At 41.4% G+C, this 23,464-nt stretch carries 29 protein-coding genes and 1 pseudogene; 12 read left to right on the top strand and 18 right to left on the bottom strand.

Annotated elements, in window-relative coordinates:
• The 3 genes and pseudogenes from H538_RS26395 to H538_RS0120065 all read right to left on the bottom strand — a co-directional run.
• Nucleotides 1-292 (bottom strand): annotated as a pseudogene (locus H538_RS26395) (hypothetical protein); the annotation flags it as partial.
• 37 nt (nt 293-329) lie between these two features.
• Nucleotides 330-1,226: a hypothetical protein gene (locus tag H538_RS0120070; RefSeq protein WP_026679088.1), complete on the bottom strand. Its 897-nt coding sequence runs from the start codon at nt 1,224-1,226 to the stop codon at nt 330-332.
• A gap of 135 nt (nt 1,227-1,361) precedes the next feature.
• Complete coding sequence (locus tag H538_RS0120065) at nt 1,362-3,257, bottom strand: ABC-F family ATP-binding cassette domain-containing protein (RefSeq protein WP_026679087.1); 1,896 nt, start codon at nt 3,255-3,257, stop codon at nt 1,362-1,364.
• A 142-nt stretch (nt 3,258-3,399) separates the two neighbouring features.
• Here H538_RS0120065 and H538_RS0120060 point away from each other — a divergent pair, with 142 nt between their 5' ends.
• Nucleotides 3,400-3,702, top strand: a complete 303-nt coding sequence (locus H538_RS0120060) for a hypothetical protein (RefSeq protein WP_026679086.1) — start codon at nt 3,400-3,402, stop codon at nt 3,700-3,702.
• A gap of 32 nt (nt 3,703-3,734) precedes the next feature.
• Here the strand turns inward: H538_RS0120060 and H538_RS0120055 are convergent, their stop codons facing one another.
• The gene (locus tag H538_RS0120055) at nt 3,735-4,511 is read right to left on the bottom strand and encodes a TIGR00266 family protein (RefSeq protein WP_026679085.1); all 777 of its coding nucleotides are present in this window, start codon (nt 4,509-4,511) and stop codon (nt 3,735-3,737) included.
• Nucleotides 4,512-4,644: 133 nt separating this feature from the next.
• Between H538_RS0120055 and H538_RS26520 the strand changes: the two genes are divergently transcribed.
• On the top strand, nt 4,645-4,830 hold the full coding sequence (locus H538_RS26520) for a hypothetical protein (protein ID WP_026679084.1): 186 nt from the start codon (nt 4,645-4,647) through the stop codon (nt 4,828-4,830).
• Nucleotides 4,831-4,875: 45 nt separating this feature from the next.
• Here the strand turns inward: H538_RS26520 and H538_RS0120045 are convergent, their stop codons facing one another.
• The 6 genes from H538_RS0120045 to H538_RS0120020 all read right to left on the bottom strand — a co-directional run bounded on the left by H538_RS0120045 (nt 4,876) and on the right by H538_RS0120020 (nt 7,148).
• Nucleotides 4,876-5,307, bottom strand: a complete 432-nt coding sequence (locus H538_RS0120045; protein WP_026679083.1) for an Hsp20/alpha crystallin family protein — start codon at nt 5,305-5,307, stop codon at nt 4,876-4,878.
• A 35-nt stretch (nt 5,308-5,342) separates the two neighbouring features.
• The gene (locus tag H538_RS26515) at nt 5,343-5,642 is read right to left on the bottom strand and encodes a spore germination protein GerPB (RefSeq protein ID WP_051291592.1); all 300 of its coding nucleotides are present in this window, start codon (nt 5,640-5,642) and stop codon (nt 5,343-5,345) included.
• An 11-nt stretch (nt 5,643-5,653) separates the two neighbouring features.
• Nucleotides 5,654-6,067, bottom strand: coding sequence for a spore germination protein GerPE (locus tag H538_RS0120035; protein ID WP_026679082.1), 414 nt, complete (start codon nt 6,065-6,067; stop codon nt 5,654-5,656).
• Complete coding sequence (locus H538_RS0120030; protein ID WP_026679081.1) at nt 6,060-6,248, bottom strand: hypothetical protein; 189 nt, start codon at nt 6,246-6,248, stop codon at nt 6,060-6,062. Before H538_RS0120030 ends, H538_RS0120035 begins: the two co-directional genes overlap by 8 nt.
• Nucleotides 6,223-6,852 carry a spore germination protein GerPC gene (gene gerPC / locus H538_RS24630; RefSeq protein ID WP_051291591.1) on the bottom strand — a complete coding sequence of 210 codons (630 nt, stop codon included), beginning with the start codon at nt 6,850-6,852 and terminating at the stop codon, nt 6,223-6,225. Before gerPC ends, H538_RS0120030 begins: the two co-directional genes overlap by 26 nt.
• 71 nt (nt 6,853-6,923) lie before the next feature.
• On the bottom strand, nt 6,924-7,148 hold the full coding sequence (locus H538_RS0120020; RefSeq protein WP_026679080.1) for a spore germination protein: 225 nt from the start codon (nt 7,146-7,148) through the stop codon (nt 6,924-6,926).
• Between the two features lie 174 nt (nt 7,149-7,322).
• On the opposite strand from H538_RS0120020, the gene H538_RS0120015 reads away from it, so the two are divergent.
• The 4 genes from H538_RS0120015 (at nt 7,323) to H538_RS0120000 (ending at nt 11,204) form a co-directional block, all read left to right on the top strand.
• Nucleotides 7,323-7,544, top strand: coding sequence for a spore germination protein (locus H538_RS0120015; RefSeq protein ID WP_026679079.1), 222 nt, complete (start codon nt 7,323-7,325; stop codon nt 7,542-7,544).
• Between the two features lie 56 nt (nt 7,545-7,600).
• Nucleotides 7,601-8,062 carry an Hsp20/alpha crystallin family protein gene (locus tag H538_RS0120010; RefSeq protein WP_026679078.1) on the top strand — a complete coding sequence of 154 codons (462 nt, stop codon included), beginning with the start codon at nt 7,601-7,603 and terminating at the stop codon, nt 8,060-8,062.
• 253 nt (nt 8,063-8,315) lie between these two features.
• Entirely contained in the window at nt 8,316-9,626 is a 1,311-nt protein-coding gene (locus H538_RS0120005; protein WP_026679077.1) for an RNA-guided endonuclease InsQ/TnpB family protein, read from the top strand.
• 216 nt (nt 9,627-9,842) lie between these two features.
• Nucleotides 9,843-11,204, top strand: coding sequence for an RsmF rRNA methyltransferase first C-terminal domain-containing protein (locus tag H538_RS0120000; protein WP_026679076.1), 1,362 nt, complete (start codon nt 9,843-9,845; stop codon nt 11,202-11,204).
• Nucleotides 11,205-11,336: 132 nt separating this feature from the next.
• On the opposite strand, the gene H538_RS27000 is transcribed toward H538_RS0120000, so the two are convergent.
• The gene (locus H538_RS27000) at nt 11,337-11,462 is read right to left on the bottom strand and encodes a hypothetical protein (protein WP_281172206.1); all 126 of its coding nucleotides are present in this window, start codon (nt 11,460-11,462) and stop codon (nt 11,337-11,339) included.
• 5 nt (nt 11,463-11,467) lie between these two features.
• The gene (locus tag H538_RS0119990; protein WP_026679075.1) at nt 11,468-11,920 is read right to left on the bottom strand and encodes a hypothetical protein; all 453 of its coding nucleotides are present in this window, start codon (nt 11,918-11,920) and stop codon (nt 11,468-11,470) included.
• A gap of 293 nt (nt 11,921-12,213) precedes the next feature.
• Between H538_RS0119990 and H538_RS24625 the strand changes: the two genes are divergently transcribed.
• The 3 genes from H538_RS24625 to H538_RS27180 all read left to right on the top strand — a co-directional run bounded on the left by H538_RS24625 (nt 12,214) and on the right by H538_RS27180 (nt 13,486).
• Nucleotides 12,214-12,468 carry a hypothetical protein gene (locus H538_RS24625; RefSeq protein ID WP_051291590.1) on the top strand — a complete coding sequence of 85 codons (255 nt, stop codon included), beginning with the start codon at nt 12,214-12,216 and terminating at the stop codon, nt 12,466-12,468.
• Between the two features lie 141 nt (nt 12,469-12,609).
• On the top strand, nt 12,610-13,236 hold the full coding sequence (locus tag H538_RS24615) for a peroxiredoxin (protein ID WP_245595285.1): 627 nt from the start codon (nt 12,610-12,612) through the stop codon (nt 13,234-13,236).
• A 157-nt stretch (nt 13,237-13,393) separates the two neighbouring features.
• A complete protein-coding gene (locus H538_RS27180; RefSeq protein WP_407636414.1) occupies nt 13,394-13,486 on the top strand; it encodes a putative holin-like toxin in 93 nt (30 codons plus the stop codon).
• 259 nt (nt 13,487-13,745) lie between these two features.
• Here H538_RS27180 and cidR read toward each other — a convergent pair whose 3' ends face one another.
• Nucleotides 13,746-14,642 carry a cidABC operon transcriptional activator CidR gene (gene cidR / locus H538_RS0119965; protein ID WP_026679074.1) on the bottom strand — a complete coding sequence of 299 codons (897 nt, stop codon included), beginning with the start codon at nt 14,640-14,642 and terminating at the stop codon, nt 13,746-13,748.
• A 107-nt stretch (nt 14,643-14,749) separates the two neighbouring features.
• On the opposite strand from cidR, the gene H538_RS0119960 reads away from it, so the two are divergent.
• From H538_RS0119960 to nfsA, 3 genes are all read left to right on the top strand, one after another.
• Entirely contained in the window at nt 14,750-15,118 is a 369-nt protein-coding gene (locus tag H538_RS0119960) for a CidA/LrgA family protein (protein WP_026679073.1), read from the top strand.
• Entirely contained in the window at nt 15,115-15,786 is a 672-nt protein-coding gene (locus H538_RS0119955) for a CidB/LrgB family autolysis modulator (RefSeq protein WP_026679072.1), read from the top strand. The genes H538_RS0119960 and H538_RS0119955 overlap by 4 nt, the downstream gene beginning before the upstream one ends.
• Before the next feature lie 76 nt (nt 15,787-15,862).
• Nucleotides 15,863-16,621 (top strand): oxygen-insensitive NADPH nitroreductase, encoded by a 759-nt coding sequence (nfsA, locus tag H538_RS0119950; protein WP_026679071.1) that lies wholly within the window; start codon nt 15,863-15,865, stop codon nt 16,619-16,621.
• A gap of 15 nt (nt 16,622-16,636) precedes the next feature.
• On the opposite strand, the gene nhaC is transcribed toward nfsA, so the two are convergent.
• The 5 genes from nhaC to pstB all read right to left on the bottom strand — a co-directional run bounded on the left by nhaC (nt 16,637) and on the right by pstB (nt 23,452).
• Entirely contained in the window at nt 16,637-18,043 is a 1,407-nt protein-coding gene (gene nhaC, locus H538_RS0119945; RefSeq protein WP_026679070.1) for a Na+/H+ antiporter NhaC, read from the bottom strand.
• A gap of 174 nt (nt 18,044-18,217) precedes the next feature.
• Nucleotides 18,218-19,633: an amino acid permease gene (locus tag H538_RS0119940; RefSeq protein WP_026679069.1), complete on the bottom strand. Its 1,416-nt coding sequence runs from the start codon at nt 19,631-19,633 to the stop codon at nt 18,218-18,220.
• Nucleotides 19,634-19,973: 340 nt separating this feature from the next.
• Entirely contained in the window at nt 19,974-21,716 is a 1,743-nt protein-coding gene (locus H538_RS24610) for a putative bifunctional diguanylate cyclase/phosphodiesterase (RefSeq protein ID WP_051291589.1), read from the bottom strand.
• Nucleotides 21,717-21,884: 168 nt separating this feature from the next.
• Entirely contained in the window at nt 21,885-22,592 is a 708-nt protein-coding gene (locus tag H538_RS0119930) for a response regulator transcription factor (protein ID WP_026679068.1), read from the bottom strand.
• A 65-nt stretch (nt 22,593-22,657) separates the two neighbouring features.
• Nucleotides 22,658-23,452 carry a phosphate ABC transporter ATP-binding protein PstB gene (pstB, locus tag H538_RS0119925; RefSeq protein WP_035351789.1) on the bottom strand — a complete coding sequence of 265 codons (795 nt, stop codon included), beginning with the start codon at nt 23,450-23,452 and terminating at the stop codon, nt 22,658-22,660.
• Nucleotides 23,453-23,464: the final 12 nt, after the last annotated feature.

Genomic DNA, 23,464 nt, shown 5'->3' with positions numbered 1-23,464 from the left:
CTTTGCTTGCATGCTCTGCTGCTTCTGAGTTCACTTTGTTTGCAAGAGAAGAATGAGCTTTCTTTGCCTTTTTCTCTAGCTTAACGGCTTTTTTCCTTGCCGCTTTTTTAACTTTCTCAGCAGCTTTTGAAGAATGGTTTGCGACTTCGGCTTTATGTGTTGCCATATGATGTTGAACCGCCTTTTCCATTTTATGACCGGCAGCCTCAGCATGACCCCCGATGAAAACGGAAACCGATAAAACCCCTGCAAATACGAATGATTTTAATAGTGTTTGATTTACTTTTTTCATAGTGTATCGCTCCTTAATTTTCATTTTTTAGAATTTACTATAATGAAAAAGTAAGAAGCGCTTTTGGCGGTTTAGTTGGCGGTGCGTTCACCCATTGGTTCCGAAGCTGTTTCGTCCTTGCCACAAAAGGATGAATTAATTTATTTTCCTCCAGGGCATTATGATTAAAAATAAAAGCCTTCAAATGGAAAGAAAAAGACCCATGTCCGCCGGTGTTCCCTCCTTCACCAGAAGAAGGAGCTTGAGAAGAAGACGGAATCACTGCCTTGTCGGACTGTTTAGTATCGCGTTCCGGCACTGATTTCCGTTTCGGCCCATTCTTTTTGACTTTATGTCCGCTTTCATCTTTCTTTGTATCTGTTAGCGAGACATCCTTTTTACTAACCGTCACGGTCCTTTCAGTTAAAGGATAAACTGCCGCCTTTTTATCGACTTTCTTTTGTACAGGCTGAATTTTCCGTTTCCACTTTTTCTGTTTCTTATGAGTTGAAACAGCTCTTTTTGCCTTTGTCAAATGATCTCTTTTTTTCACAAGATGAGATTTGCCCTTTTTTCGTACATTATGTAGAGGAAAATCCTCTTCTTGTTTTGGCTTTATTTTTATCTTCGATTCCTTTGGGCGAGTCGAATTTTGCATGTTATATGCATGCTTCGAAACTTTTCTTTTCACAATGTTGGCATTTCGCCGGATCGCTTTCTTTTCGATTTTTTGAGTCTCTTTTTCAATTTTTTGCTTTAATTGTTGCCCAGATGGTCCGGGTGTTTTTTTAGTTACTGGTTTCAGCTTTTTCTCTAAACCGCGGACTCTTTGATCGGCGATTTTTTCAGGGATGTTCTTGCCATGAAGCCCATTCCCATTTGCGAAAGCCTCCGTTGGAAGGAAAAATACCGCACCAATAAACAAGCTAAACAAAAGAAAGCTTGTCAGTCGCATTTTTTCACCTCCTCCCTCGCAATCTATTCAAATAGTATTCAGCGAAAAAAGGAGATTTTTGTCGGTATACGCCAAAAACAGGTCTTCTTTCCTGGTTTTTTAGAAAAAACCGCCTCGAAAACGAAGCGGTTTAAATTAAATTTTGCTGTTTTCAATTTCTTCAACAAGTTCGGAAAGCTCTGCCCAGCGATTCATTTTTTGCTCAAGTTGAGCCGCTACTTCCTTCTGCTCACGAAATAATTCGTCAATGACGCCATAATCGCTACCCGCTTCAAGAATTTGTTTTTCTAGCTCCTCGTGCTTATCTTCCAATGCGGCGATTTCATCTTCAATTGTTTCCCATTCTTTTTGTTCTTTATAGGAAAGCTTTTTTCGCTTTTCTTTAACCGGCTTCGTAGAGGTTTCTTTCGGACAAATGGCCGTTTTTTCCTCTCTTTCCCTTTTCAATTCCAAATACTCCGAATACGTTCCGTCAAAACGCCTGATTTCGCCGCTTCCTTCAAAGGCAAATAAATGATCTGTCGTCCGGTCAAGAAAATAGCGGTCATGAGAAACGGTAATAACCGCCCCTGGAAACTGTTCCAAATAATCTTCCAGGATCGAAAGTGTTTCAATATCGAGATCATTGGTCGGTTCATCTAAAAAAAGAACATTTGGCTCTTCCATTAAAATGCGAAGTAAATAAAGCCGCCTTCTCTCTCCTCCCGATAAGCGGGAAATGTACGTCCACTGCAGCTCAGGGGTAAACAGGAAGCGTTCAAGCATTTGTGATGCAGTGATCGTTTGTCCGTCTTTCGTTCGGATCACTTCCGCCGCTTCACGAATGTATTCAATTACGCGCATTGACTCATCCATCTCTTCATTGTTTTGCGTATAAAAGCCTAATTTAACCGTTTCGCCCACTTCGACATGCCCGGAATCAGGAAGAATTTTACCGGCCAATACATTCAGCAGCGTTGATTTTCCGCTTCCGTTATTCCCGATAATTCCGAGGCGGTCATCTGGCATGACGATATAACTGAAATTTTTAAACAATAGCCGGTCTCCATAAGACTTCGATATTCCTTCGATTTCGAGCACCTTTTTACCGAGGCGGTTCGATCCAATCGCCATATCGAGCTTCTCTTTTTTCGCCGGTCCTTCCATATCACGAAGTGCTTCCACCCGCTCTACACGTGCCTTTTGTTTCGTCGTCCGCGCTTTTGCTCCCCGCTTCAGCCAGGCGAGCTCACGACGAAGAAGATTTTGCCTTTTTTGTTCCGAGGCGGCTTCTCTCTCCTGGCGCTCTGCTTTTTTTTCTAAAAACATTTCATAATTTCCTTCATAGCTGTACAACTTGCCGCCGTCAAGTTCCAGCATCCGGTTCGTCACCCGGTTTAGAAAATAGCGGTCATGGGTGACCATTAAAAGCGCCCCTTTATATTTCGCTAAAAAGTCTTCCAGCCATTCTACAGTTTCATTATCAATATGGTTCGTCGGCTCATCCAATATTAAAAGATCTGCCGGCTGGATGAGGGCACGGCTAATAGCGACCCTCTTTTGCTGGCCGCCTGATAGTTCGGCAATGTTTTGCGTCAGGTTAACAATGCCGAGTTTGCTCAATATTGTTTTCGCCGCCGTATTCGCGTCCCATGCATCCATCGCATCCATTTTTTGCTGGAGGGTAAACAGATGGCTTTGCCGTTTTTCATTTGTCGGTTCTTCTTCCAATGCTTTTAACGCTTGTTCATATTCTTTCATTAATCGGATAAGCGGCGCGTCACTATAAAAAACCGCATCTAGCACGCTCATGTTTTCGGGGAACTCAGGCGTTTGCGGTAAATATTCAATATGAAAATCGTTCGCATGAATGATTGATCCGCTGTCCGGTGACTCAATTCCAGCAATAATTTTTAACAGGCTCGATTTTCCCGTCCCATTCACTCCAATAATGCCTATTCGCTGCTTTTCACTCACCGTAAATGAGATTTGTTCAAATAACGTTTTATCCCCATAACTTTTTGTTACATTTTCAACTGATAATAGACTCATCTTTTATCCCTGCTCACTTTTTATAATTTCTACGATTATTTTATCAGAGAAATGGGTATGGAAAAATGGAAGTCCTGTTTTTACATAAATTGTATTGTATAATAAAAAATATCTTTTAATTTTAAAAAAGGGGGAACTATTCATGAGAGCAGAAGACGCAGTTGCAGGTCTATTTTTTGGCTTCATCGGTATAGTTTATATTCTTGTACTTTTGTTCATGGTCGTCCTAACAATTGTTTTTATTTTCAAGGCAATGTCGTTTATGAAACGGAAAAATGAAAGCGACCAAATTCTTAACCAAAATGTCCAACGACTCATCGGGCTTCTTCAACATAGCATAATTGAAAAAGAAGGGATCGAGCTTCCAACTGGCCCTCTAGCGGGCGGTGAGGAAAAATCAAAGGCTAATAAGGAAACGCTTGATCCTATCGAGGAGCAAAAATAAGCAAAGGGCCTGAAAAACAGGCCCTTTGCTTATTAATCTCCGTCAAATATATTAAACAGCCCTTTCGCTATGCTTCCTTCATCTTTTGAACCAGGAATCGCGGCAACTACCCGGCTGGCCAAACGGCTAAATGGCAATGATTGAACCCATACTTTTCCCGGACCGCGCAATGTTGCGAAGAACAATCCTTCGCCCCCGAACAGCATCGTCTTTACGCCTTTTACAAACTCAATGCTATAATCCACATCTTTCGTCATGGCAACAAGACACCCTGTATCTACCCGGAGCATATCGCCCGCCTGGAGCTCTTTTTCGATAATGGTTCCCCCGGCATGAACAAATGCCATTCCATCTCCTTCAAGCTTTTGCATAATAAAGCCTTCCCCGCCAAAGAACCCTGTACCGATTTTCCTTTGAAACTCAATTCCAACCGATACTCCTTTCGCAGCGGCTAAAAAAGAATCTTTTTGGCAAATGATTTTTCCATCATATTCACTTAAGTCCATTGGAACAATTTTCCCCGGATAAGGAGCGGCGAACGAAACGTGTTTTTTTCCTGTACCTACATTCGTAAACGTTGTCATGAATAAACTTTCGCCTGTTAATAGACGTTTTCCCGCACCGAATAATTTTCCCATGAATCCGCCCTGGTTTGTACCATCGCCAAAGATCGTTTCCATTCGGATATCTTGATCCATCATCATAAGCGCTCCTGCTTCAGCAATGACCGTTTCATCTGGATCAAGCTCCACTTCGACAAATTGCATATCATCTCCGTAAAGCTTGTAATCAATTTCGTGGTTATTCATATTTCTCCTCCTCGAATTATGTAAAACATAAACTTATTTTACCATATGCTTGAAATTGTATCCTTCTTTTGATTCGCCATTTTTAATACTTTTATCTTTAGTGAACATACTAAAGCCAAAAGGAGGGAAGCAAATGAAGAAAGAGAAAAAAGGGTCTGAAAATGAAGGGCGTGACCAGCTGTACCTCGATATTGACCGAATGATTAACGAAGGAATGGCCGGTGGAACAGTTGCAAGTGAATATGATTTAAATCAAATCGGCTATACGACTGGCATTACTGATCAAGAAGAACCCCCTATTAAACAAGAAGAAGAATAGTCCTCTTAACAAGAGGGCCTATTCTCTTCTTTTTTTCAAAAAACTTTAGTCTTCAAACCTTTTAATATCAACTTTTTTCATTCTTTGCTTATCCTGTACTCTTTGCAGCCGAATATACAGGAAGCCCTTTTTATAAAACGCTTGAACCGGTTCACTTTTAACTCTGAACGGAAGCTCGACTTCTCTTTCAAAGCTGCCTGTAGCAAATTCTTCATTGACCGGCCGATACTTCCCTTTTTTTACATGTGTGCTCCCTTTAACTTTTATGGAATGAATGTCAACATAAATTTCGACATCATCTGGCCCTTCTACTCCGGGAAGCCGAAATACACATAATATTTCTTTATCTGATTCGTATACATTTACGGGTGGATTATTCGTTGTTCGTTTTTCTTGCGTTATGGGAGCAAAAAAACTTTGACCAAGGTATTGATCGGCATACTGTTTCCATTCCATCATTTTTTTCCAATGATCCATAGAGCATAATCCACCCCCCTTTTCACTCCAAATTTTTATTCTTGACGTGCGCCTGCGCCTGCTCCACCGGCTCCTGCACCGACTCCAGCTGCGCCGCTAACCGCTCCTGCTCCGGCTCCTGCTGCCCCGCTACCGGCACCAGCACCTACCCCTATTGGCAATGAAATGAGTGGCTGCCCCACTTGTGGTGCGGGAGCGGTAAACCCGCCTGTATTCGCTAAATTTGCAACAGCTCGAATCATCCCTGAACTGCCAATTTGAAAAACAGAAGAATTCGACACTCCGTCCACTCTCAGCTGATGAATGACAATGGATTGATTGACAAAGAGGTTCATATTATCTCTCCTCATTCATTTCCTTCGCCCGAAGGATCGCTTACTAAATCTGAAGGGCTGCCTTGCAGCATCCTTACATTGATGGTTCTTGATTGTAAATGGATGCTTTTGGTTGAACCGACATGAAGCGTTGCCGAGGTCGAAACGAGAACGATAGTAACCGAATTCACTCGAATGAAAGGGTCTTCGTTAAACGTTATTTTCCGAACCTTTTTCACTTCTGGTAGCACGGGATTCGGCTTTGAAAATATTTTATAATGAGCGAAATCCGGGATTTTCTGCACCTGATTATTCATCTCGGGGGACTGAAAAGCCATGATCCACGCTGTGCTATTAATGGTCTCGCTATCGCCAACTTCAAATACTGCTGTACTTGTGACATTGACAATGTTCATATGGTCAACTGCTGAAGTACGTTTAATCATGTTCCCCTCGCGGCGCGCTTACCGGCGGCAGTCCCACAATTAATGATTCAGGAGGCGTATCAAAAAAGGAGACAAGATTAATGTCATCGGTGTCGCCAATAAGTAGAACAGATGCTGCGGTGACCGCAACCATCTGGATGGATCCAACCGAGATTTCACGATTTGTCACCTGAAAGTTCATCGTCTTCTCCCCCCGTACTGTTATTCCTTAAATTTCTAATAAAGTTCTCTAATCCAGTTTTAATATCCACTTTCACTTTTTCAACTATCGAGGAAACGAAGTCCTCATCGTTCCGATTTAAATGTTTCATATATTCTAAAATTCGATTAGGGATTTGTTTTTTAATATCCGTTAAAATAAATTGCCGGTATGGCCCATCAAGCGGATGGCCATACTGTTGTTCAAATTGCATTAAGTCCTCGAGGCCTGCGCTATTTAAATATTGATCGACCTGGCTGCTAATCTGGTTAAATGCATCGTCGGTCACCTGATCGACAGAATCCTCTCCCGATAATGTCTTCCCATTGACCGTAAAATCATCCACCAGTCCTTTTTCATCGGCTCCTGACGTTAAGCCTATGTTTAATGTTCCTTCCAACCGTTCTATTTTTAATTGATCGAACTTATACTCGATTTTCGTAGTCATCGACTTTTGTTTCAGGTTGTTGACTTCTTCCCTGAGCTGATGAACTTCCTTTTTCAATTCATCAATCTTTGCTTGCTGAGCTGTAGCCATCGCCTGAAGCTGCTGTATATATTGGTAAAAATTATATCCATCAGCCATCATTATCATCTCCTTAGTAAGTTTTATGCCCCATTCCAAATAAATTTGCATAAAACTTAAAGAGAGCAATCTTACAGGCCATCACCGATAATGGAGTCATCAATTTCATTATTATCAATTGTATACGTTACGTTATGTCCATTTTTCACGTCGATATTATAACCGGTCACGAAAGAGCCCGACCCCGCAAATATCTTTGAATAACTTGTTGGCGTAATGTATTGCACATCGCCAATGTTCATTACCCCGCTCGTAGAAATAACCGTTAATTTTATCGATCCAACAATAGCAGGCATATAAAACATCCTTTTTTCATTCTTAGTTCTAACGTATGTTCATTTGTTTTTGGGTGTTCATACTACTTTATTTTTTTATTATCGTTACACGTTTTCCGCATCATTCTCATACATCTAAAGTAAAGAATATCCTGGGTCATGTATTGGAAGTAAATTACGAGAGGAGAGTTACTTTTGCCTTCACTTATTGTTGCACCAATTAAAATTACATCCGTTGGGGATGGAACCGTTAACTTTGGAGACACCCTGTTAATTAACCCGAAGAGTACCGCAAAAACGTATACAGGTTCCGGTGCAGCGTGTACCGGTGACTTCCTTCAAACAATATCTTTTGTCAGCAATACGAACACGATTGATACCGATGCAGCTGACGCCAATACTCCAGGCGGATTCTAGCGATTTATAAAAGCTCCTTGAAGCCCCGCCAAATAAGAAAAGGAGGTTATGAATGAATGTCTGAAGGACCTTTATCACCGTTTTTTAATGATAAATCTCTTTCAAGCTGGATCAAGTCATTAGAAGAATTCATCGATAAAAGTTTCCAGCAATATAATCATATGATTGAAAAACTTTCTTTTCCCGTAGATGTTTATGAATCAAAAGACACGTACGTCATTCAAGCGCAATTACCCGATTACCACCGTGACCATATTCATCTAGAAGTACTTGAGAGGGCGATTCGTATCATGGCACACGCTAGTGATGGAACGGAATTGGTAAATGATAAAACAAATTTCTCACAATTCAGCCAGGCGGTAAGACGTACAGAACGAGTCATTCCTTTGCCTTTTCCGGTTTCACAGGATGATGTAAGGGCAACCTTTGGGAATGGAATTTTAAAAATTTATGTAAAGAAGAAGAGAGCAACCAATTATATTGATGTTGAACCAGAATTCATTAATGAAGATGACTAGCACCTGTAGAAAAAACTACAGGTGTTTTTCATTGTCTTTCTTTTACAGATTTTCCGAACGAGAAAGCCCATCGCCTTTAGGCATGGGATGAACGTGAGGCTTCGATGTGGTCATAGGTTGTAAACGTTCAACCTCTAAATTCCGTTTATTTTTTTATTAAAAAGTGTTCTAATTTTTCGACTTCAATGGTAGAATAAAACCATATACGAATATATGTTCTGGCTTGTGAAAAACCAAAGGGAGGTGAGTCGAAATGTTTGTCACCCATTCTTTTCGCATTCCTTATGATCCATTGATTTATAAACAATTGCGAAACATGCAACGTGAAGCGGCTTCGGTTTGGAATGATATTGTCCGGGAAGCAACGAGTTATTTCTTCACCTTTAAAAAATGGCTCAGTAAATCAGATATTCAAGCTGCACGAAAAGGCTCCTATAATCTCCATTCCCAAACTGTTCAAGCAATAGTCGATAAATACGATGCCAACCGCCAGACGACCCGAAAACTACGAAAGTCAGATAAAAAAATAAAGTACCCCTGGAAAGAAAAGTATTATTATTGTATTCCGCTCAAACAAGCCTCTATGGACATTTCAGACGAAACGATCGGCATCAAAAAAGCAGAGTATCGCCTGTCTCTTGTCGACTTCGTTACAAAAAAGAAGAAGAAAAACTGGAATGAGAAGTTTCCGAAAAGAAATGAACAAGTGATCATTCCGAACCTCGCAAAAGAACCATTAAAAAATTGTAAATACGCTGAAATCGTTTGGAAAAACGGTGCCTATTGGTTTCATTATTCCATTAAAGTACAAGAAAAAGACCTTTCTTCCTTACCTTTATGTCCTGCCGGAGCGGACTTAGGGGAAATCCATGCCGTCACCGTAGCGACCGAAAACAAAGCGCTCGTCGTCTCTGGACGTGCCATTCGAAGCATCTCTCAATTTCGCGCCAAAGTGATGGCTAACCTTCAAAAGAAAATGTCCCGATGTAAAAAGGGCTCCCGCCAATGGAAAAAATACAATACCGCAAAGAAACGAATCCGCCAGAAATCTAGCAACCAATTAGCAGACCTCGAACATAAAACAACGAAAGAAGTCATTCTATTTTTAGAAAAGGAAAATGTTACGAATCTTGTCATCGGACGGGTGGGAGGGATTGAGAAAAATACAAAAAAAGACAAAAAGAAAAAGTCGAAAACAACAAAAGTCAGAAGGCAACAGCTTTCTCTTTGGAACCAGGGAAAGATTAAACAAAAGCTAACGTATAAGGCAAAGCTTAAAGGCATCAAAGTGGAAGAAACGGAAGAAAGCTATACGTCCCAAACTTGTCCGTTCTGTCATGGAAGACATAAAACCAATGGTCGTCCATTCAAATGTTCTGTCCGCAAAACAGAAATCCATCGGGACGTCAACGGTGCCCAAAATATCGCCCGGAAGAGATACCCGATGGAAGTAAACACCCAGCTGGAAGTCATATTTAAACAACCGGTCTGGTACAAACGCTATCTAAGTAAGAATAACCATAATCAACTACGGTGTAAAAGTATCGCCAGAAGGATGGCGTAGTAGGCACTGACCTTGCCCACAGGAAGTCGTGTTCCGACATCTTGTGTTGCTCACCCAAGTCTGACCGCTGCTTCTTCTCTGGGAGAAAGTAAGTTGGATGTTTGTGAGAAAGCAACCACGGTTAGAATCCTACTATTGCCTATGACAGTAGCTTGTGGCTTTGACCGTGGGAGTAGGTCAAATTATAATAATGAAGAATGAATGGAGGGACTTTACTTGAATTTACCTGACGATTTTGTACAGCGAATGAACCAACGATTAAAAGATGAAGCAGAGGCTTTTCTCTCTACATATGAAAATAAAAAAACAAGCGGATTGCGCGTCAACCCGCTAAAACTTACGGTAAATGCGTTTAAGGAACTTTTCCCTTATCATTTAGAAGAAGTTCCATTTTGTCCAACAGGTTTTTATTATAATGACGATATTCAGCCAGGAAAACATCCGTTTCATCATGCCGGCCTTTATTACATTCAAGAACCGAGCGCGATGTTTGTCGCCGAGACGCTTTCCCCCAAACCGCATGAACGGGTTCTCGACCTTTGTGCCGCTCCCGGGGGGAAAACGACACAGCTTGCGGGAATGATGAAAAATAAAGGGCTTCTTATTGCCAATGAAATCCACCCAAAACGAGTACGAGCATTAAGTGAAAATGTTGAACGGATGGGAATTACAAACTGTATCGTTACAAACGAAACCCCTGAACGACTAGCAGAGAAGTTTCACGGTTTTTTTGATAAAATCCTTGTCGATGCTCCTTGTTCGGGTGAAGGCATGTTTCGAAAGGATCCGGAAGCCATTCAATTTTGGAGCCGTGAGCATGTTGAAGCAAGTGCTCATCAGCAAATCCACATATTACACTCTGCCTATCATATGTTGAAGGAAGGCGGCACACTTGTTTATTCCACTTGTACATTTTCACCAGAAGAAAATGAGCAAACGATCGAAACGTTTTTAAATGAACATCCTGATATGGTGCTCGTTCCAATTGAAAAACAGGACGGCATCAAATGTGGTGTACCCGAGTGGACAAAGGGAAACCTTACAGACATTAGCATGACAGCACGCCTCTGGCCTCATTTTGTCAAAGGAGAAGGACATTTTGTCGCCAGGCTTAAAAAAGAAGGATCAACACCAGAGTGGAACGGACGTTATGCCAGCTCCAATGTTGGAAAATCCCAGTTAAACGATTTCCGCATATTTGAAAAAAATTATTTAACGACATCTATATCTCGAACGATTCTGGCTTTTAAAAACCAACTTTATGCCCTGCCAGAAAACTGTCCGTCACTTGAAGGAATGAAAGTGGTCCGTCCAGGTCTTCATCTTGGAGAACTAAAGAAAAACCGATTTGAACCAAACCATGCACTATCCCACGCTTTACGTCCAGACGAATTTAAATACTCTTGCTCATTTCATCCAGATGACGACGCTTGGAAAAAATATTTGCGTGGAGAAACATTGGAAACAGGAAAGGACCGGGGCTGGATGGCGGTAACGATAGAAAATTTTCCTCTTGGTTGGGGAAAGGAAACGAAAGGAATATTGAAAAACTTTTACCCGAAAGGATTGCGTAAATGAGTGCTTTTGGCAAAAGCAAAAAACTCTTTCCGATATGACAACTATTCATTTTAGATTAAACCGGCGAGGAGCGAAGTGATGCTTCTAAAAAATCCCCCTTACCACCAGTTCAAAGGGGGATTTTCCCTAAACTTACACCCCACCGCCATCGCCAGGTTTGGGCTGCAAAAAGAAAAAGACAAAGATGACTAGCAATAACGCTGCTATAAAAATCGCACCCGTTGGCGGCTTAATCGTAGGAATATTTGTTAAAGCCAATGCACTCACTCCTTCATCAACTGATTCACCAATTCTTGATCAATATAAAAATGTTTTGATATCACTTTAAAATCCGTAAGAATCTCTTTTAAATCCGGGGTGTCTGGTACAGTACTCGGCACCCCCGTAATCGGCCCGCCAATGTTGAGAGTGAAACGTTTAGACGTAAGAAAGGTGCCCCTGACATTAATTTGGTCGGCTATCAATAATATCGCCAGAATGATATCGATTACATCAACGATGGCATTCACCGTTTTACTTCCAGATTTACTTTCAAGCCGGCTCGCACCCGTGAGTGGTCCGCCAACTGTAAGCCGAAATCCCCCTGGCGTTACAAAAACCCCAATAATGGTAATTTGTCCGGTCAGTAATAAGACAGCGGTAATGATATCGATATTGCGTTGAACAAATCGAATGGCTTTTTCTTCATTTTGAATTTCACTGGTGTTCAATATCATCACGCCCCCCTTTAACCATACTATTCCGTTACTGCCCAATGGTGAACTTTCACCATCTGGCTGCAATTGAAACAGGAGGGATTTAAGAAATGATAAACTGCAGGGGCATACGTCCGTTTTTTAACTGCCTACGGATAGATGTCTTGTACAACCTTTTTTTAATTGACATATTGTAAATATATGCAAGAAACACTTCTAAGAAAGCCTTTTGCCGCCCATTCACATGAATCGTATACATTTTATGTAAAGGGCTATTTTTCACAAAGCAGAGGCTAAGTAAAGGATGAGAGTACATGTCTAAACGTCAATTTATGCCATTTGGTTATGGTGCTTCAATGTATCCTTATGGTCCGGCCGGATCTGCCATGGGCATGGGAGGGTACGGTTACGGGGCTTATCCCGGTTACGGGGCTGGAGGATACGGAATCGGGGCTGGTGCATACCCTGGTTATGCCGGCGCAGGAAGCTATCCCGCTTATCCGGCTGCTCCCGGTTACGGTGTGGGAAGCTATCCGGGATATCATCAAGGCTGCGGTTGTGGCCATTAATAGTTGTCAAGTCCAGTGTTCTAAGTTAACGCTGGACTTTATTTTGTTACAAAGAACCATCTAACTTCATATGATAATCAATAGGTACACATCATACATTTCATTATAAAAAGAGCCTCTTTATAGAAAGGAGGTTTACGAATGAGCCATCACAATAAGCCGAAAGTGTATGTGAATCAACTTTACCCTGATCATACCCAGCCTTTTCATGCTACACTTGATGACCCCGCCCCTATTTTTACAGCACCCGCTTTTGTCAACGGAGAAATAAAAAAAGTGAATTTAGAAGATTATCGCGGAAGCTGGGTCATTTTATTTTTTTACGGCAGCGATTTTACGTTCGTTTGACCGACAGAATTAGCAGCGGTCGCTGCTTTATATGACGAATTCAGAAAGCTTCAAACGGAGATTTTAGGAATCAGTACCGACAGTGTTTTTGCCCATAAAGTGTTTAAGGACGTTTCGCCAAAGGCGCGAACCGTTCAATACCCACTCGTTAGCGATCGAACACAGGCGATCAGCAGAGCCTACCGCGTTTTGGATGAAAAGACCGGCGCATCCTTTCGAGCCACTGTCTTTATTAACCCGGAAGGAACAATCGCAAGCAAGCAAATTTACCCTTCTGAAGTCGGAAGGAATGCTTATGAAATATTGCGCCTTCAGCAAGCCTTAATCTTTGGGGAAAACAGCCAGACCGGAGTGCCGGCAAACTGGGTTCCGGGAATGCCCGGCCTTCAAATGGATACAGAAAACATCGGCAGGTATTAAACGTCTCCTTATATCAGGGGGCGTTTTTCATTACAAAAAAACACTAAATTCCAAAAATAATGAAGACTTTGCTTTAAGATCACTGTTTTTTTGGTATAATGATAAGGTACAATAGAAGCTCCTCAAGGGTGGCGGCTCACTCCCCGGTAGAAAGGGGGTGAAGCGCTTGTCAGACTATGAATCCATTTCGTTAATGTTAAGTTTCGGAATGCTGCTCATAGCCATATTGACATTTAACCAAAAGAAATAAACCACCCTTGAGCCTCGCAAGCCAGGTGGTTTATTATCCTTGTCTTGTTATGAGCTGCCCCTTTTAAAGGGCAACATGCCTATTGTACAAAGGCCCATTGGTTCGCTACACCGTGGGTCTTTTATATTATTATTCTATTCCCTTATATATATGTTCATTATACAACAAAATTCAGGCTTGTCCATAATTAAGTTGTTAAAGTGGCTTTGTTTTGATCTAGAGACGCGGAATTGGGCGGAGCCGGCAAGCTAGCTCCAGTTTAATCGGCCAGTCGTCCGGACAGCAATTCTTTCGTGAACTTTAGCCATTCTCTGGCTGCAAAAGAAAGATACTTATCCTTTTTCCAAATCATCGTCAAATGCCATGGGATCGTCGGTTTTACAAGCTTGATCACTTGAACATTTTTCGAACGAATGTTACGGCAAATCGGTTCGGGCAGAAAAGCAACACCAAGACCTTCAGCAACCATTTCACTAATAAAGTCCCATTGCGAGCTTCTGTACATAATATGCGGTTTAAACCCGGAACGAATACATTCTTGAATGATTCGATCATGAAGTGCAAAATCTTCCCGAAACAAAATAATGGATTCATCTTTTAATTCACCTAAAGCAACTTTCGTTTTGCCAGCGAATCGATGCCCATTATGAACGACTAAACGAAGCTCTTCTTTCACAAATGTAAACGTATGAAAAACATCTTTTTGGACAGGGGACAACGCAACGCCAACATCAAGCTCGCCACTCATCACTTTTTCCTCTACTTTAATCGATCCTTCCTCCACTAAATGTATAGATATTCCTGGATATTGAGCTTGGAATTTTCCAAGAATCGCCGGAAAAAAATTCGAGCCAATCATTGGAGGCAGCCCGATCTTAATCGTCCCTTTTTTAAAATTCACAAGATCTTCAAGTGGATGCATGAGATTTTCGAATGCTTCTACTACTTTTTGTGCTTGTTTATAAACGATTTCTCCAGCATCCGTCAATTGAATGCCTTTTGACAGACGCTCGAAAAGCAAAACCCCCCATTCTTCTTCCATGTCTTTAATCATTTTGCTAATGGTTGGCTGTGAAATATGCAGTTTTTCCGAAGCCTTCGAAAAGCTTTTTTGCCTTGCCACTTCAAGAAAGTAATTTAAATGGCGAATGTCCAAATCACTGCCTCCTTCGATATAGATTTAATCAATACAAACCATTCCAAATATGTATTTTACCTATATCATTTCATCCTGTACACTCATTAACGGAAGGTGACTATTTTATGAAAAAACTATTGAACATCATACTCCAAATTGGATTATTATTTGCATTTTCAATCATAGGAAACGGAATTTCCTCCTATTTACATCTCCCGATCTCTGGAAGCATTATTGGCATTTTCCTTGTCTTGCTTTGCTTAAAATGTAAAATGATTAAGCTCAAGTGGATTGAGGATGGAGCAAATTGGTTGCTGGCCATATTGCTTTTATTTTTTATCCCTTCAGCGGTTGGAATTATTCAATATAAAGATGTGATTCAGTCTAGCGGCATGCGTTTATTTGTTGTCATTAGCTTCAGTACAATATGCGTCATGGCCTCTACCGGATGGATTGCAGAATTAATTAGAAAAAGAAAGGGAAAGGCACTATGATCATCGGAATATTGAGTTTATTAGTTACGATCGTCGTATTTTGGGTGGCGCAAAAATGCTATTCTTACAAACGGCTGCTCATTTTTTCGCCCGTATTATTAACGCCGGCCATTTTATGTACACTTCTTATCGTTTTCCATATTTCGTACGAACATTACAATGCCGGCGCAAAATATTTAACAGACATGCTTCAGCCGGCGACAGTCGCGTTTAGCGTTCCTCTTTATAAAAATGCAAGGCTGCTTAAACAATACGCCATTGAAATCATCGTCAGTTTGCTTTGCGGATCGCTACTTGCGATGACAACATCGATGTTTTTAGCAGAATGGATGCATTTGACGCCAGAAATGATTAATAGCCTCATTCCCCGTTCCATTACAACGCCAATTGCAATGACCGTCTCACAAACGATTGGCGGCATTCCGACGATGACCGCTGTCTTTGTCTTATTTACAGCACTTGTCGGAGCTGTCGTTGGCCCGCTATTAATCAAATATGGCAAGATCCATAATAAAATTTCAAAAGGCCTGTTGCTCGGTATGGGAGCGCATGGGACCGGAACAGCTATGGCGCTGGAATATGGCCAGGAAGAAGGAGCCATTGCCAGCCTTTCAGTCGTCCTTGCCGGGATTTTCACTTTGCTTTTTTCTCTATTCATTCATTTTTAGATGGCCAGGATGAAATCATTGAATGTAAACTCGTAGATAAGCTACACTAAACCCAAAACGTTTAGGAGATGAAATAATGAATTCTGTCATTGAAACATTACTTGCACATAGCTCTGTTCGTTCTTTCCAGGAAAAACAACTTTCCGAAGAACAAATCCGGACGATTGTAAAAAGTGCTCAGGCTGCTTCGACTTCCAGTTTTGTTCAAGCTTATACGATTATCGGGGTAAAGGACCCTGAAAAAAAAGAAAAGCTCGCCATTCTTGCCGGAAATCAATCTTATGTCGCGAAAAACGGGCATTTCTTTATCTTTTGTGCGGATCTCCATCGCCATTTGCTTGCTGCCGAGATGGAAGGCCTGGCTTCTAAAGATGTAAGCGAGTCTCTGGAGTCAACGGAAATGTTTATGGTTAGTTTAATCGATGCCGCCCTTGCCGCCCAAAATGCAGCGATCGCCGCTGAATCCATGGGACTTGGCATTTGCTTTATTGGCGGCATTCGCAACCATTTACCTGAAGTATCCGAACTATTAAAAACACCGGATCGCGTTATTCCTTTATTCGGGCTTGCCGTCGGTTTTCCCGATAAAAAAGTTGGAACGAAAGAGCGGCTGCCATTTGAAAACATTTATCACGAAGAGGAATATTTACAAGATAAGGATCAGTTAAAAGAACAGCTCACCGAATATAATGATGTCATTTCAGCTTACTACAATGAACGAACAGGTGGAAAACGGAAAGATCGCTGGACAGAACAAATTGCGGTGAAATTAACCAATCCTGCGCGGCTGTACATGAAAGAGTTTTTACAAAGCAAACATATTCCGCTTAAATAAAAACAAGGTGTTGCATCACGCAACGCCTTGTTTTTCTTCCTCATAAGATCTTTTTTTGGGGTAAATGCTAATTCCTGTAAACCCCAGAATCATCGTAAATAATGGTGACAAGTAAAGGAAAAAAGCATATGGTAGATAGGTTAAAACCGATATTCCCAATGTTGAGGCAATAAACGCGCCGCATACGCTCCACGGAACTAACGGGTTAATAAGCGTTCCCCCATCTTCCAATGTTCTTGATAGGTTAATTAACGGCACATTTGCTTTTTTGTAAACGTCTTTAAACGCTTGTCCCGGCAATAAAGCTGACAAATATTGCTCACCCGCAAGAAGGTTGACTCCAATAGAGGATAAGGCCGTAGCCGCAATCAAAGACCCCGGTTTCGTTAAAGCATGGCTAAAACGGCTAAGAATGAGATCAAACATGCCAAGTTCTTTAATTAAACCGCCAAGCGCAAGAGCAATCACGATTAAGGAAATCGACCACATCATCGATTGCAATCCACCTTTATTCACAATTTGATCCACGGCCTTATTCCCTGTCTCAAGGTTCATTCCATTTTGCAAAACGGTCATCACTTTCGCTGCTGTCATGTCCGGGATAAGAACAAACGCTGTAATCACTGCAGAAAGAACACCCGCCAATAGTGTAGGGACAATCGGAAACCGCCTGTAAGCCAGCACCATGACAATAAAAGGCGAAATTAATGTAAACGGACTAATTGGAAAATGAGCCCCCAATGTTTGCTTCAATTCCTTCAAATTCGATAGTTCTTCCACTCCGTTAGTAACACCGTGGCCCATAAAGAGAAAAATGATGCTTGTGACGAAGAGCGCCGGGACCGTTGTCCACATCATATGCCGGATATGATCAAACATATTCACGCCGACAATACCGGGCGCCAGGTTCGTCGAGTCGGAAAGCGGCGACATTTTATCTCCGAAAAAAGCACCGGAAACAATGGCTCCAGCCGCCAAACCCGGATTCACATGCATGACCCCCGCAATTCCCATTAACGCAACGCCAACCGTTCCGACTGTCGTTAAGGAGCTTCCAGTAAATGTAGAAACAAGGATCGTAATAAATAGAGCGCTTAAGGCAAACCATTCTGGGCGAATCACATCAATGCCGTAATATAATAAAGTCGGAACCGTACCGCTCATCATCCAGCTTGAGATCATTAACCCTATAATAAACAAAATAAGCATAGGCTGTAATCCGGTATTAATTCCGTTTAAAAGACCCTTTTCAATCGTTTTCCAGCTTGCTCCGAAAAAAGAGGCAGCTGTACCTAAAACAATCAGGCAAAATAATAAAGGGATATGAGGGTCGACTTTTAAAAATACTAAACTCGAGAACATAACAATAAATAATAAAGCAAACATTACTAGAACCGTCGGCAAATTCATCCGCTTATTCATAAGTGGGCTCCCTTCTAAGATGTCTGGACTATTTTATACTTAAACGCCTAACTGCTTAAACGCTTTTAAGCATTAAAGTTAATGACATTAATAATTCTATATATCATTAAAATAACTGTCAATACTCCTATAAAAAAACGTCCGGCTCCGAATGTGGAACCAGACGTCATTTTGCTAAATGATTTTTTGGTTAACTGCAGATGGCTCTTCTACACCATTTCTTTTCGTTTTAAAGCGATAGTAGAAATAACATGCTAAATAGAACGGAACCCCGCAGTATAAGGCAATGCGTTGATCTGCATCAAATGCCATGCTGACCATCACAAGCAAGTTCAAGATGAGTGAAAGCATTGGCAAGTACGGATATAACGGCGTTTTAAATTTAAGGTCTTCCACTTTTCCGCCGTTTTTCACATAATGTCTGCGAAATGCCAGTTGGGATGCGCTTAAAGCAATCCAACCGATTTGCGCGCCTAATCCAGCGAGTGAGATAAGCCATAAATAAACGGTATCAGCCGCTACAAAACTTGAAAGAAGTGATAAACAAGCAATTGCCAGTGTAAGAAGAAGCGCATTCATTGGCACCCCTCTTTTGTTAACTTTTCCAAGCGCAGGGCTTGTCATTTTTTCTTTCGATAAAGAATAAACCATCCTTGTTGCAGCATATAGACCGGAGTTAGCTACAGATAAAAGAGCCGTCAACACTACAAAGTTCATAATATCAGCCGCATATGGAATACCGATACTATCAAATACAGCGACAAAAGGGCTTTCAATTCCGTTCGCTGTTTCCCACGGAATCATCCCTGCCACTACGAAAATAGCAAGAACGAAGAAAAATAATGTGCGCCAAACCGTTTGACGGATGGACCTTGGAATCGTCTTTTCCGGATTCTCACTTTCACCAGCTGCAATCCCGATGAGTTCGGTGCCCTGGAATGAGAAGTTAACCCCGAGCATTGTGATTAATAGACCATGTATTCCATTTGGCAAAATGCCTGTTGACATAAAGTTAGAAAACATTGGAGCTTCTTGTCCGCCTTTCATGTGGATCAGCCCGAACATAGCGGCCCCGCCAAGAACGATGAACAGAATGATTGCAAGCACCTTAATGCTGGCAAACCAGAACTCCGCTTCACCAAAAGCTTTTGCCGATAAGGCATTCAATAGGAACAAAAGCCCGATAAAGACTAAACACCAGACCCAAATTGGCGAATCCGGAAACCACCGTTTCATTAGCCCGGCGGCCGACAATGATTCAAGCGCAACCGTAGCCGCCCATCCAAGCCAATAAAGCCAGCCAATGGCAAATCCTGTCGGCGCTCCGATAAACTTTGTTGCATACGCCTGAAACGAACCTGATACAGGCATCGCAACTGTTAATTCACCAAGGCAAAGCATCGTTAATAACATAATGAAGCCGCCGACCATGTACGATAGGATCGCTCCGAGCGGCCCTGCTTCATGAATGGTGTTTCCTGTGTTAATAAAAAGCCCCGTTCCGATGACCCCTCCTAAGGAGATCATAAACAAGTGCCTTGATTTCATGCTCCGTTTTAATTCTTGTTGTTGATTTCCTGATGTATTCATACCATCTCTCCTTGATGTTTTTTAGAGGTTGGGTTGTATACGCTTACAATGAAAACGCTATTGAATAATGGCGTAGTTGTATTTTATCACCTTTTGTCGAATTTGAAAAATGCTATTTCTTCCAAGTGTTCGGAAAATTGATAGATAAATTCCTTGTGCTGTATAACTATTCAACCTCTTTTCCAAGAAAAGGAGACCGTTTTAACCTGACTATATTATTTCCCGTATTTTGTCGGGAAATGTCTTTTGTTTCTATAACTTATACAATTTATAAACATTCAAAAAAATAATTTATAAAAAAAAGAGCAGTTTTGAAATTATTCAAAAACTGCCCGTTAAGCTAAGTCCAACTTCTCGTATAATTGAAGAGGTTCTTTTCAATTTCATCTGCCGGCAATGGCTTGCTGAAGAAATACCCTTGTCCTCTGTCACACAGGTGGTCTTGCAAAAAGGAAAGCTGTTCTTCAGTTTCCACTCCTTCTGCAATTACCTTAAGCTTTAAGCTCTGTGCAAGTGCGATAATCGTTTTCATAATGGCGGCGGTATCGCTTTCTTCTAAGTCCCATATAAAGGACCGGTCAATTTTCAATGTATCAATCGGAAACCGTTTTAAATAGCCCAGAGATGAATAGCCCGTTCCAAAATCATCAATCGAGATTTTTATTCCCATATCTTTTAATTGGCGCAGCTTGTCCACAATCTCCCGCGCATTTTCCATTGCGCCACTTTCCGTAATTTCAAGTTCCAAATAGCACGGATCCAAATTGGTCTCTTTTAAAATTTGCGCAATGGTAGCGACAAGATTATGCGCTTTCATATGAATAGCTGAAAGATTGACGGAGACAGGAACACGTGGAAAACCACGGTTATGCCAATCTTTATTTTGTTTACACGCTTCCCGGAGCACCCATTCCGAAATCGGGATTATAAGCCCGGTTTCTTCAGCTAATGGAATAAATTGATCAGGTGGAATATTTCCGCGCTGTCCATGCCTCCAGCGCAATAATGCTTCAAATCCTATTAATGCTCCGGTTTCGATATTTACCTGTGGCTGAAAATGAAGCTCGAACTCTTTTTTTTCCAGAGCCTTGCGAAGTTCTTTCTCCAATGCCACCCGCTTCGTGATCGAGTCATTCATTGCTGCTGTATAAAGCTGAAATGTATTTCTTCCACACTCTTTCGCCCGGTACAGTGCCGTATCCGCGTTTTTCATCAAACTATATGGATCAGCGCCATCATGGGGATAAAGGCTGATTCCAATGCTTGGTGTAATAAAGATTTCATGGTCTTCTATCCGGAATGGGCTTGAGAACACATAAAGAATACGCTCAGAAATTGTAGCAATGTCTTCCTGGGCAGCTGCCGGAAGCAATAGGCAAAATTCATCTCCTCCTTGCCTCGACACAGTATCCCCTTTTCGCAAACAGCGCAACAACGCTTTAGCGACTTCTTTTAACAATGCATCTCCAAATGCATGCCCTAACGTATCATTGACGAATTTAAAACGGTCCAAATCGATAAACATAACCGCAACTTCCTGCTCTTCACGCTGCGCCTGCTCGAGCGCGATTAACAGGCGATCCTCAAACAGCCTTCGGTTCGGCAAACCCGTAAGCGGATCATAATAAGCCATTTGATTGATTTGTTCCTCAGCCCTTTTCCGTTCCGTTATATCCCTGATGATGCCGCTAAAGTAAATTTCATCATCCGTTTCCCATGTGCCAATTGAAAGCTCTAACGGAAATTCGGTTCCCTCTTTTCTCTTCCCAACTAACTCCACCGTTCTTCCAATCGCTTTCGGCTCTTTCGTTTGTAAAAATCGAGTCATTCCTTTTTTGTGTGCCTCTTGAAACCGATCCGGCATAATGACTGTCAGCTTCTTTCCGATGATCTCGGTTTTCTTATGCCCAAATAGCCGTTCAGCCCCGCTGTTCCATGAAATAATGTCCATCTCGCTATTGGCAATGACGATCGCATCATTGATCGATTCCATTATTGTGCGAAATTTATTTTCAACATCTCTTAATTTTACTTCTAGTTCCTGCGTGTTTTGCCTGTTGCCGCTTGCTGCATTTCGCTCCATTTAACTTTTCCCCTCAAGCCAGTATCGACATATGAAAAATCCCTTCTACTCGTAGAAGGGAAGACTATTCACCTGATTCAATTTTACTATATCCTTTATAATTCGCAATCATTTGATTAAAGCGGGTGTTCAAAATGTTTAGGCTGTTTGACCTTAAGTAACACTCACTTAAAGGTCTTTGAACTTGTATCCCTGTCCTTTTATTGTCTTAATATATTCCGGCCTTTTCGGGTTTTGTTCAATTTTTTCACGAAGGCGGCTTATATGGACATCTACAATTCTCGCGTTTCCTTTAAAGTCCGAGTTCCATATAGCTTGAAGCAGAAGCTTTCGGCTCAACAGGCGCCCTTTATTTTTTATAAGAAAACTAAGCAAATCAAATTCTTTCTTCGTTAGCTCAAGCTGTTTTCCTTTAACAAAGACTTCATAGTTTAAAAAATGTATCTTAATATCGCCGATTTTCATTTCGGCAGATTGGTTTCGTCGTTCAGTTTCCATCATATTTATTCTATGAACTCGTCTTAAGATAGCCTTTACCCTGGCAACAACTTCACGAGGGCTGAAAGGCTTTGTCAAATAATCATCGGCCCCTAATTCAAGGCCAAGCAGTTTATGGCATTCATCTACTTTTGCCGTTAATACTAAAATTGGCGTATTGATTCGTTGTTCCCGAATTTCTTTACATACTTCCAGCCCATCTTTTATAGGTAGCATTAAATCAAGAATCATTAAATCGGGGTTTTCCTCTTTCGTTAAGCGTAACGCTTCTTTGCCATCCGTTGCGGTAATGACCGTAAACCCCGCTTGCTCAAGAGTAAATTGTAATAATGCAAGAATAGAAGTTTCATCATCGACAATCAATACCTTTTGCCCCATCGGAAGTCCCCTAATTTCTTCTCTTTTAGCACTGGCATTTCGTTTTACCTAAACATAAAGCAAAATTATCCAAACCGGCCAGAGATGTATTCCTCCGTTTTTTGGTTGGACGGATTTGTAAAAATTTTATCCGTCTGGTCAAATTCCACGAGCTCTCCGCTTAAAAAGAACGCCGTTTTATCGGATATCCTTGAGGCTTGTTGCATGCTGTGTGTAACAATGATAATGGTGTACTCTTTTTTGAGCTCCATAATCAACTCTTCAATTTTTGCAGTAGAGATTGGATCTAGAGCTGAAGCCGGTTCGTCTAAAAGCAAAATTTTAGGATTTACAGCAAGCGTTCTTGCGATGCAAAGCCTTTGCTGCTGTCCCCCGGAGAGGCTAAGCGCCGAATCGTGCAAGCGATCTTTCACCTCTTCCCAGAGCGCCGCTTTTCTTAGACTTTCTTCCACGATTTGGTCAAGCTTCTTTTTCGAACGTATGCCGTAAAACTTTAAGGCGTGCGTGATATTATTGTAAATTGACTTTGCGAATGGATTCGGGCGTTGAAACACCATTCCGATTTCTTTCCTTAGAGCGACAACGTTAATATTGTCTTCAATTAAATTGACATCTTCGTAAAGAATGATACCTTCGCTTCTTGCTCCGGGAATTAAATCATTCATCCGGTTGATGCTCCGCAAAAAAGTTGATTTTCCGCAACCAGAAGGGCCGATGAGCGCCGTTACTGCATTTTTTTCAATCGTAAAGGAAATATCTTTGACAGCGCGATGATTGCCGTAATAAATATTTAATTGTTTGACGTCAAGCGCAGTTTCTTTACGTTCATGAGCCTCGCTTATTTCAAATTCAGGTTTCATTTTTGTCAGAAG

The organism is Fictibacillus gelatini DSM 15865, assembly GCF_000430745.1.
GTDB lineage: Bacteria > Bacillota > Bacilli > Bacillales > Fictibacillaceae > Fictibacillus_A > Fictibacillus_A gelatini.
Note: the sequence above shows the minus strand (reverse complement) of the source record. Positions and strands in the feature narration are given on the sequence as shown.

Coding starts and splice junctions, on each gene's coding strand:
- H538_RS26520 (WP_026679084.1), top strand. CDS start 4,645: ATGAAGAAAGAGAAAAAAGGGTCTGAAAATGAAGGGCGTGACCAGCTG.
- H538_RS0120070 (WP_026679088.1), bottom strand. CDS start 1,226: ATGCGACTGACAAGCTTTCTTTTGTTTAGCTTGTTTATTGGTGCGGTA.
- pstB (WP_035351789.1), bottom strand. CDS start 23,452: ATGAAACCTGAATTTGAAATAAGCGAGGCTCATGAACGTAAAGAAACT.
- H538_RS0120005 (WP_026679077.1), top strand. CDS start 8,316: ATGTTTGTCACCCATTCTTTTCGCATTCCTTATGATCCATTGATTTAT.
- H538_RS24610 (WP_051291589.1), bottom strand. CDS start 21,716: ATGGAGCGAAATGCAGCAAGCGGCAACAGGCAAAACACGCAGGAACTA.
- gerPC (WP_051291591.1), bottom strand. CDS start 6,852: ATGGCTGATGGATATAATTTTTACCAATATATACAGCAGCTTCAGGCG.
- H538_RS0120020 (WP_026679080.1), bottom strand. CDS start 7,148: ATGCCTGCTATTGTTGGATCGATAAAATTAACGGTTATTTCTACGAGC.
- H538_RS0119930 (WP_026679068.1), bottom strand. CDS start 22,592: ATGGGGCAAAAGGTATTGATTGTCGATGATGAAACTTCTATTCTTGCA.
- H538_RS24625 (WP_051291590.1), top strand. CDS start 12,214: ATGTCTAAACGTCAATTTATGCCATTTGGTTATGGTGCTTCAATGTAT.
- H538_RS0120030 (WP_026679081.1), bottom strand. CDS start 6,248: ATGAACTTTCAGGTGACAAATCGTGAAATCTCGGTTGGATCCATCCAG.
- H538_RS0120035 (WP_026679082.1), bottom strand. CDS start 6,067: ATGATTAAACGTACTTCAGCAGTTGACCATATGAACATTGTCAATGTC.
- H538_RS26515 (WP_051291592.1), bottom strand. CDS start 5,642: ATGAACCTCTTTGTCAATCAATCCATTGTCATTCATCAGCTGAGAGTG.
- nfsA (WP_026679071.1), top strand. CDS start 15,863: ATGAATTCTGTCATTGAAACATTACTTGCACATAGCTCTGTTCGTTCT.
- H538_RS0120065 (WP_026679087.1), bottom strand. CDS start 3,257: ATGAGTCTATTATCAGTTGAAAATGTAACAAAAAGTTATGGGGATAAA.
- H538_RS0119990 (WP_026679075.1), bottom strand. CDS start 11,920: ATGATATTGAACACCAGTGAAATTCAAAATGAAGAAAAAGCCATTCGA.
- H538_RS0120055 (WP_026679085.1), bottom strand. CDS start 4,511: ATGAATAACCACGAAATTGATTACAAGCTTTACGGAGATGATATGCAA.
- H538_RS0120010 (WP_026679078.1), top strand. CDS start 7,601: ATGTCTGAAGGACCTTTATCACCGTTTTTTAATGATAAATCTCTTTCA.
- H538_RS0120060 (WP_026679086.1), top strand. CDS start 3,400: ATGAGAGCAGAAGACGCAGTTGCAGGTCTATTTTTTGGCTTCATCGGT.
- nhaC (WP_026679070.1), bottom strand. CDS start 18,043: ATGAATAAGCGGATGAATTTGCCGACGGTTCTAGTAATGTTTGCTTTA.
- H538_RS0119960 (WP_026679073.1), top strand. CDS start 14,750: ATGAAAAAACTATTGAACATCATACTCCAAATTGGATTATTATTTGCA.
- H538_RS0119955 (WP_026679072.1), top strand. CDS start 15,115: ATGATCATCGGAATATTGAGTTTATTAGTTACGATCGTCGTATTTTGG.
- H538_RS0120045 (WP_026679083.1), bottom strand. CDS start 5,307: ATGGATCATTGGAAAAAAATGATGGAATGGAAACAGTATGCCGATCAA.
- H538_RS0119940 (WP_026679069.1), bottom strand. CDS start 19,633: ATGAATACATCAGGAAATCAACAACAAGAATTAAAACGGAGCATGAAA.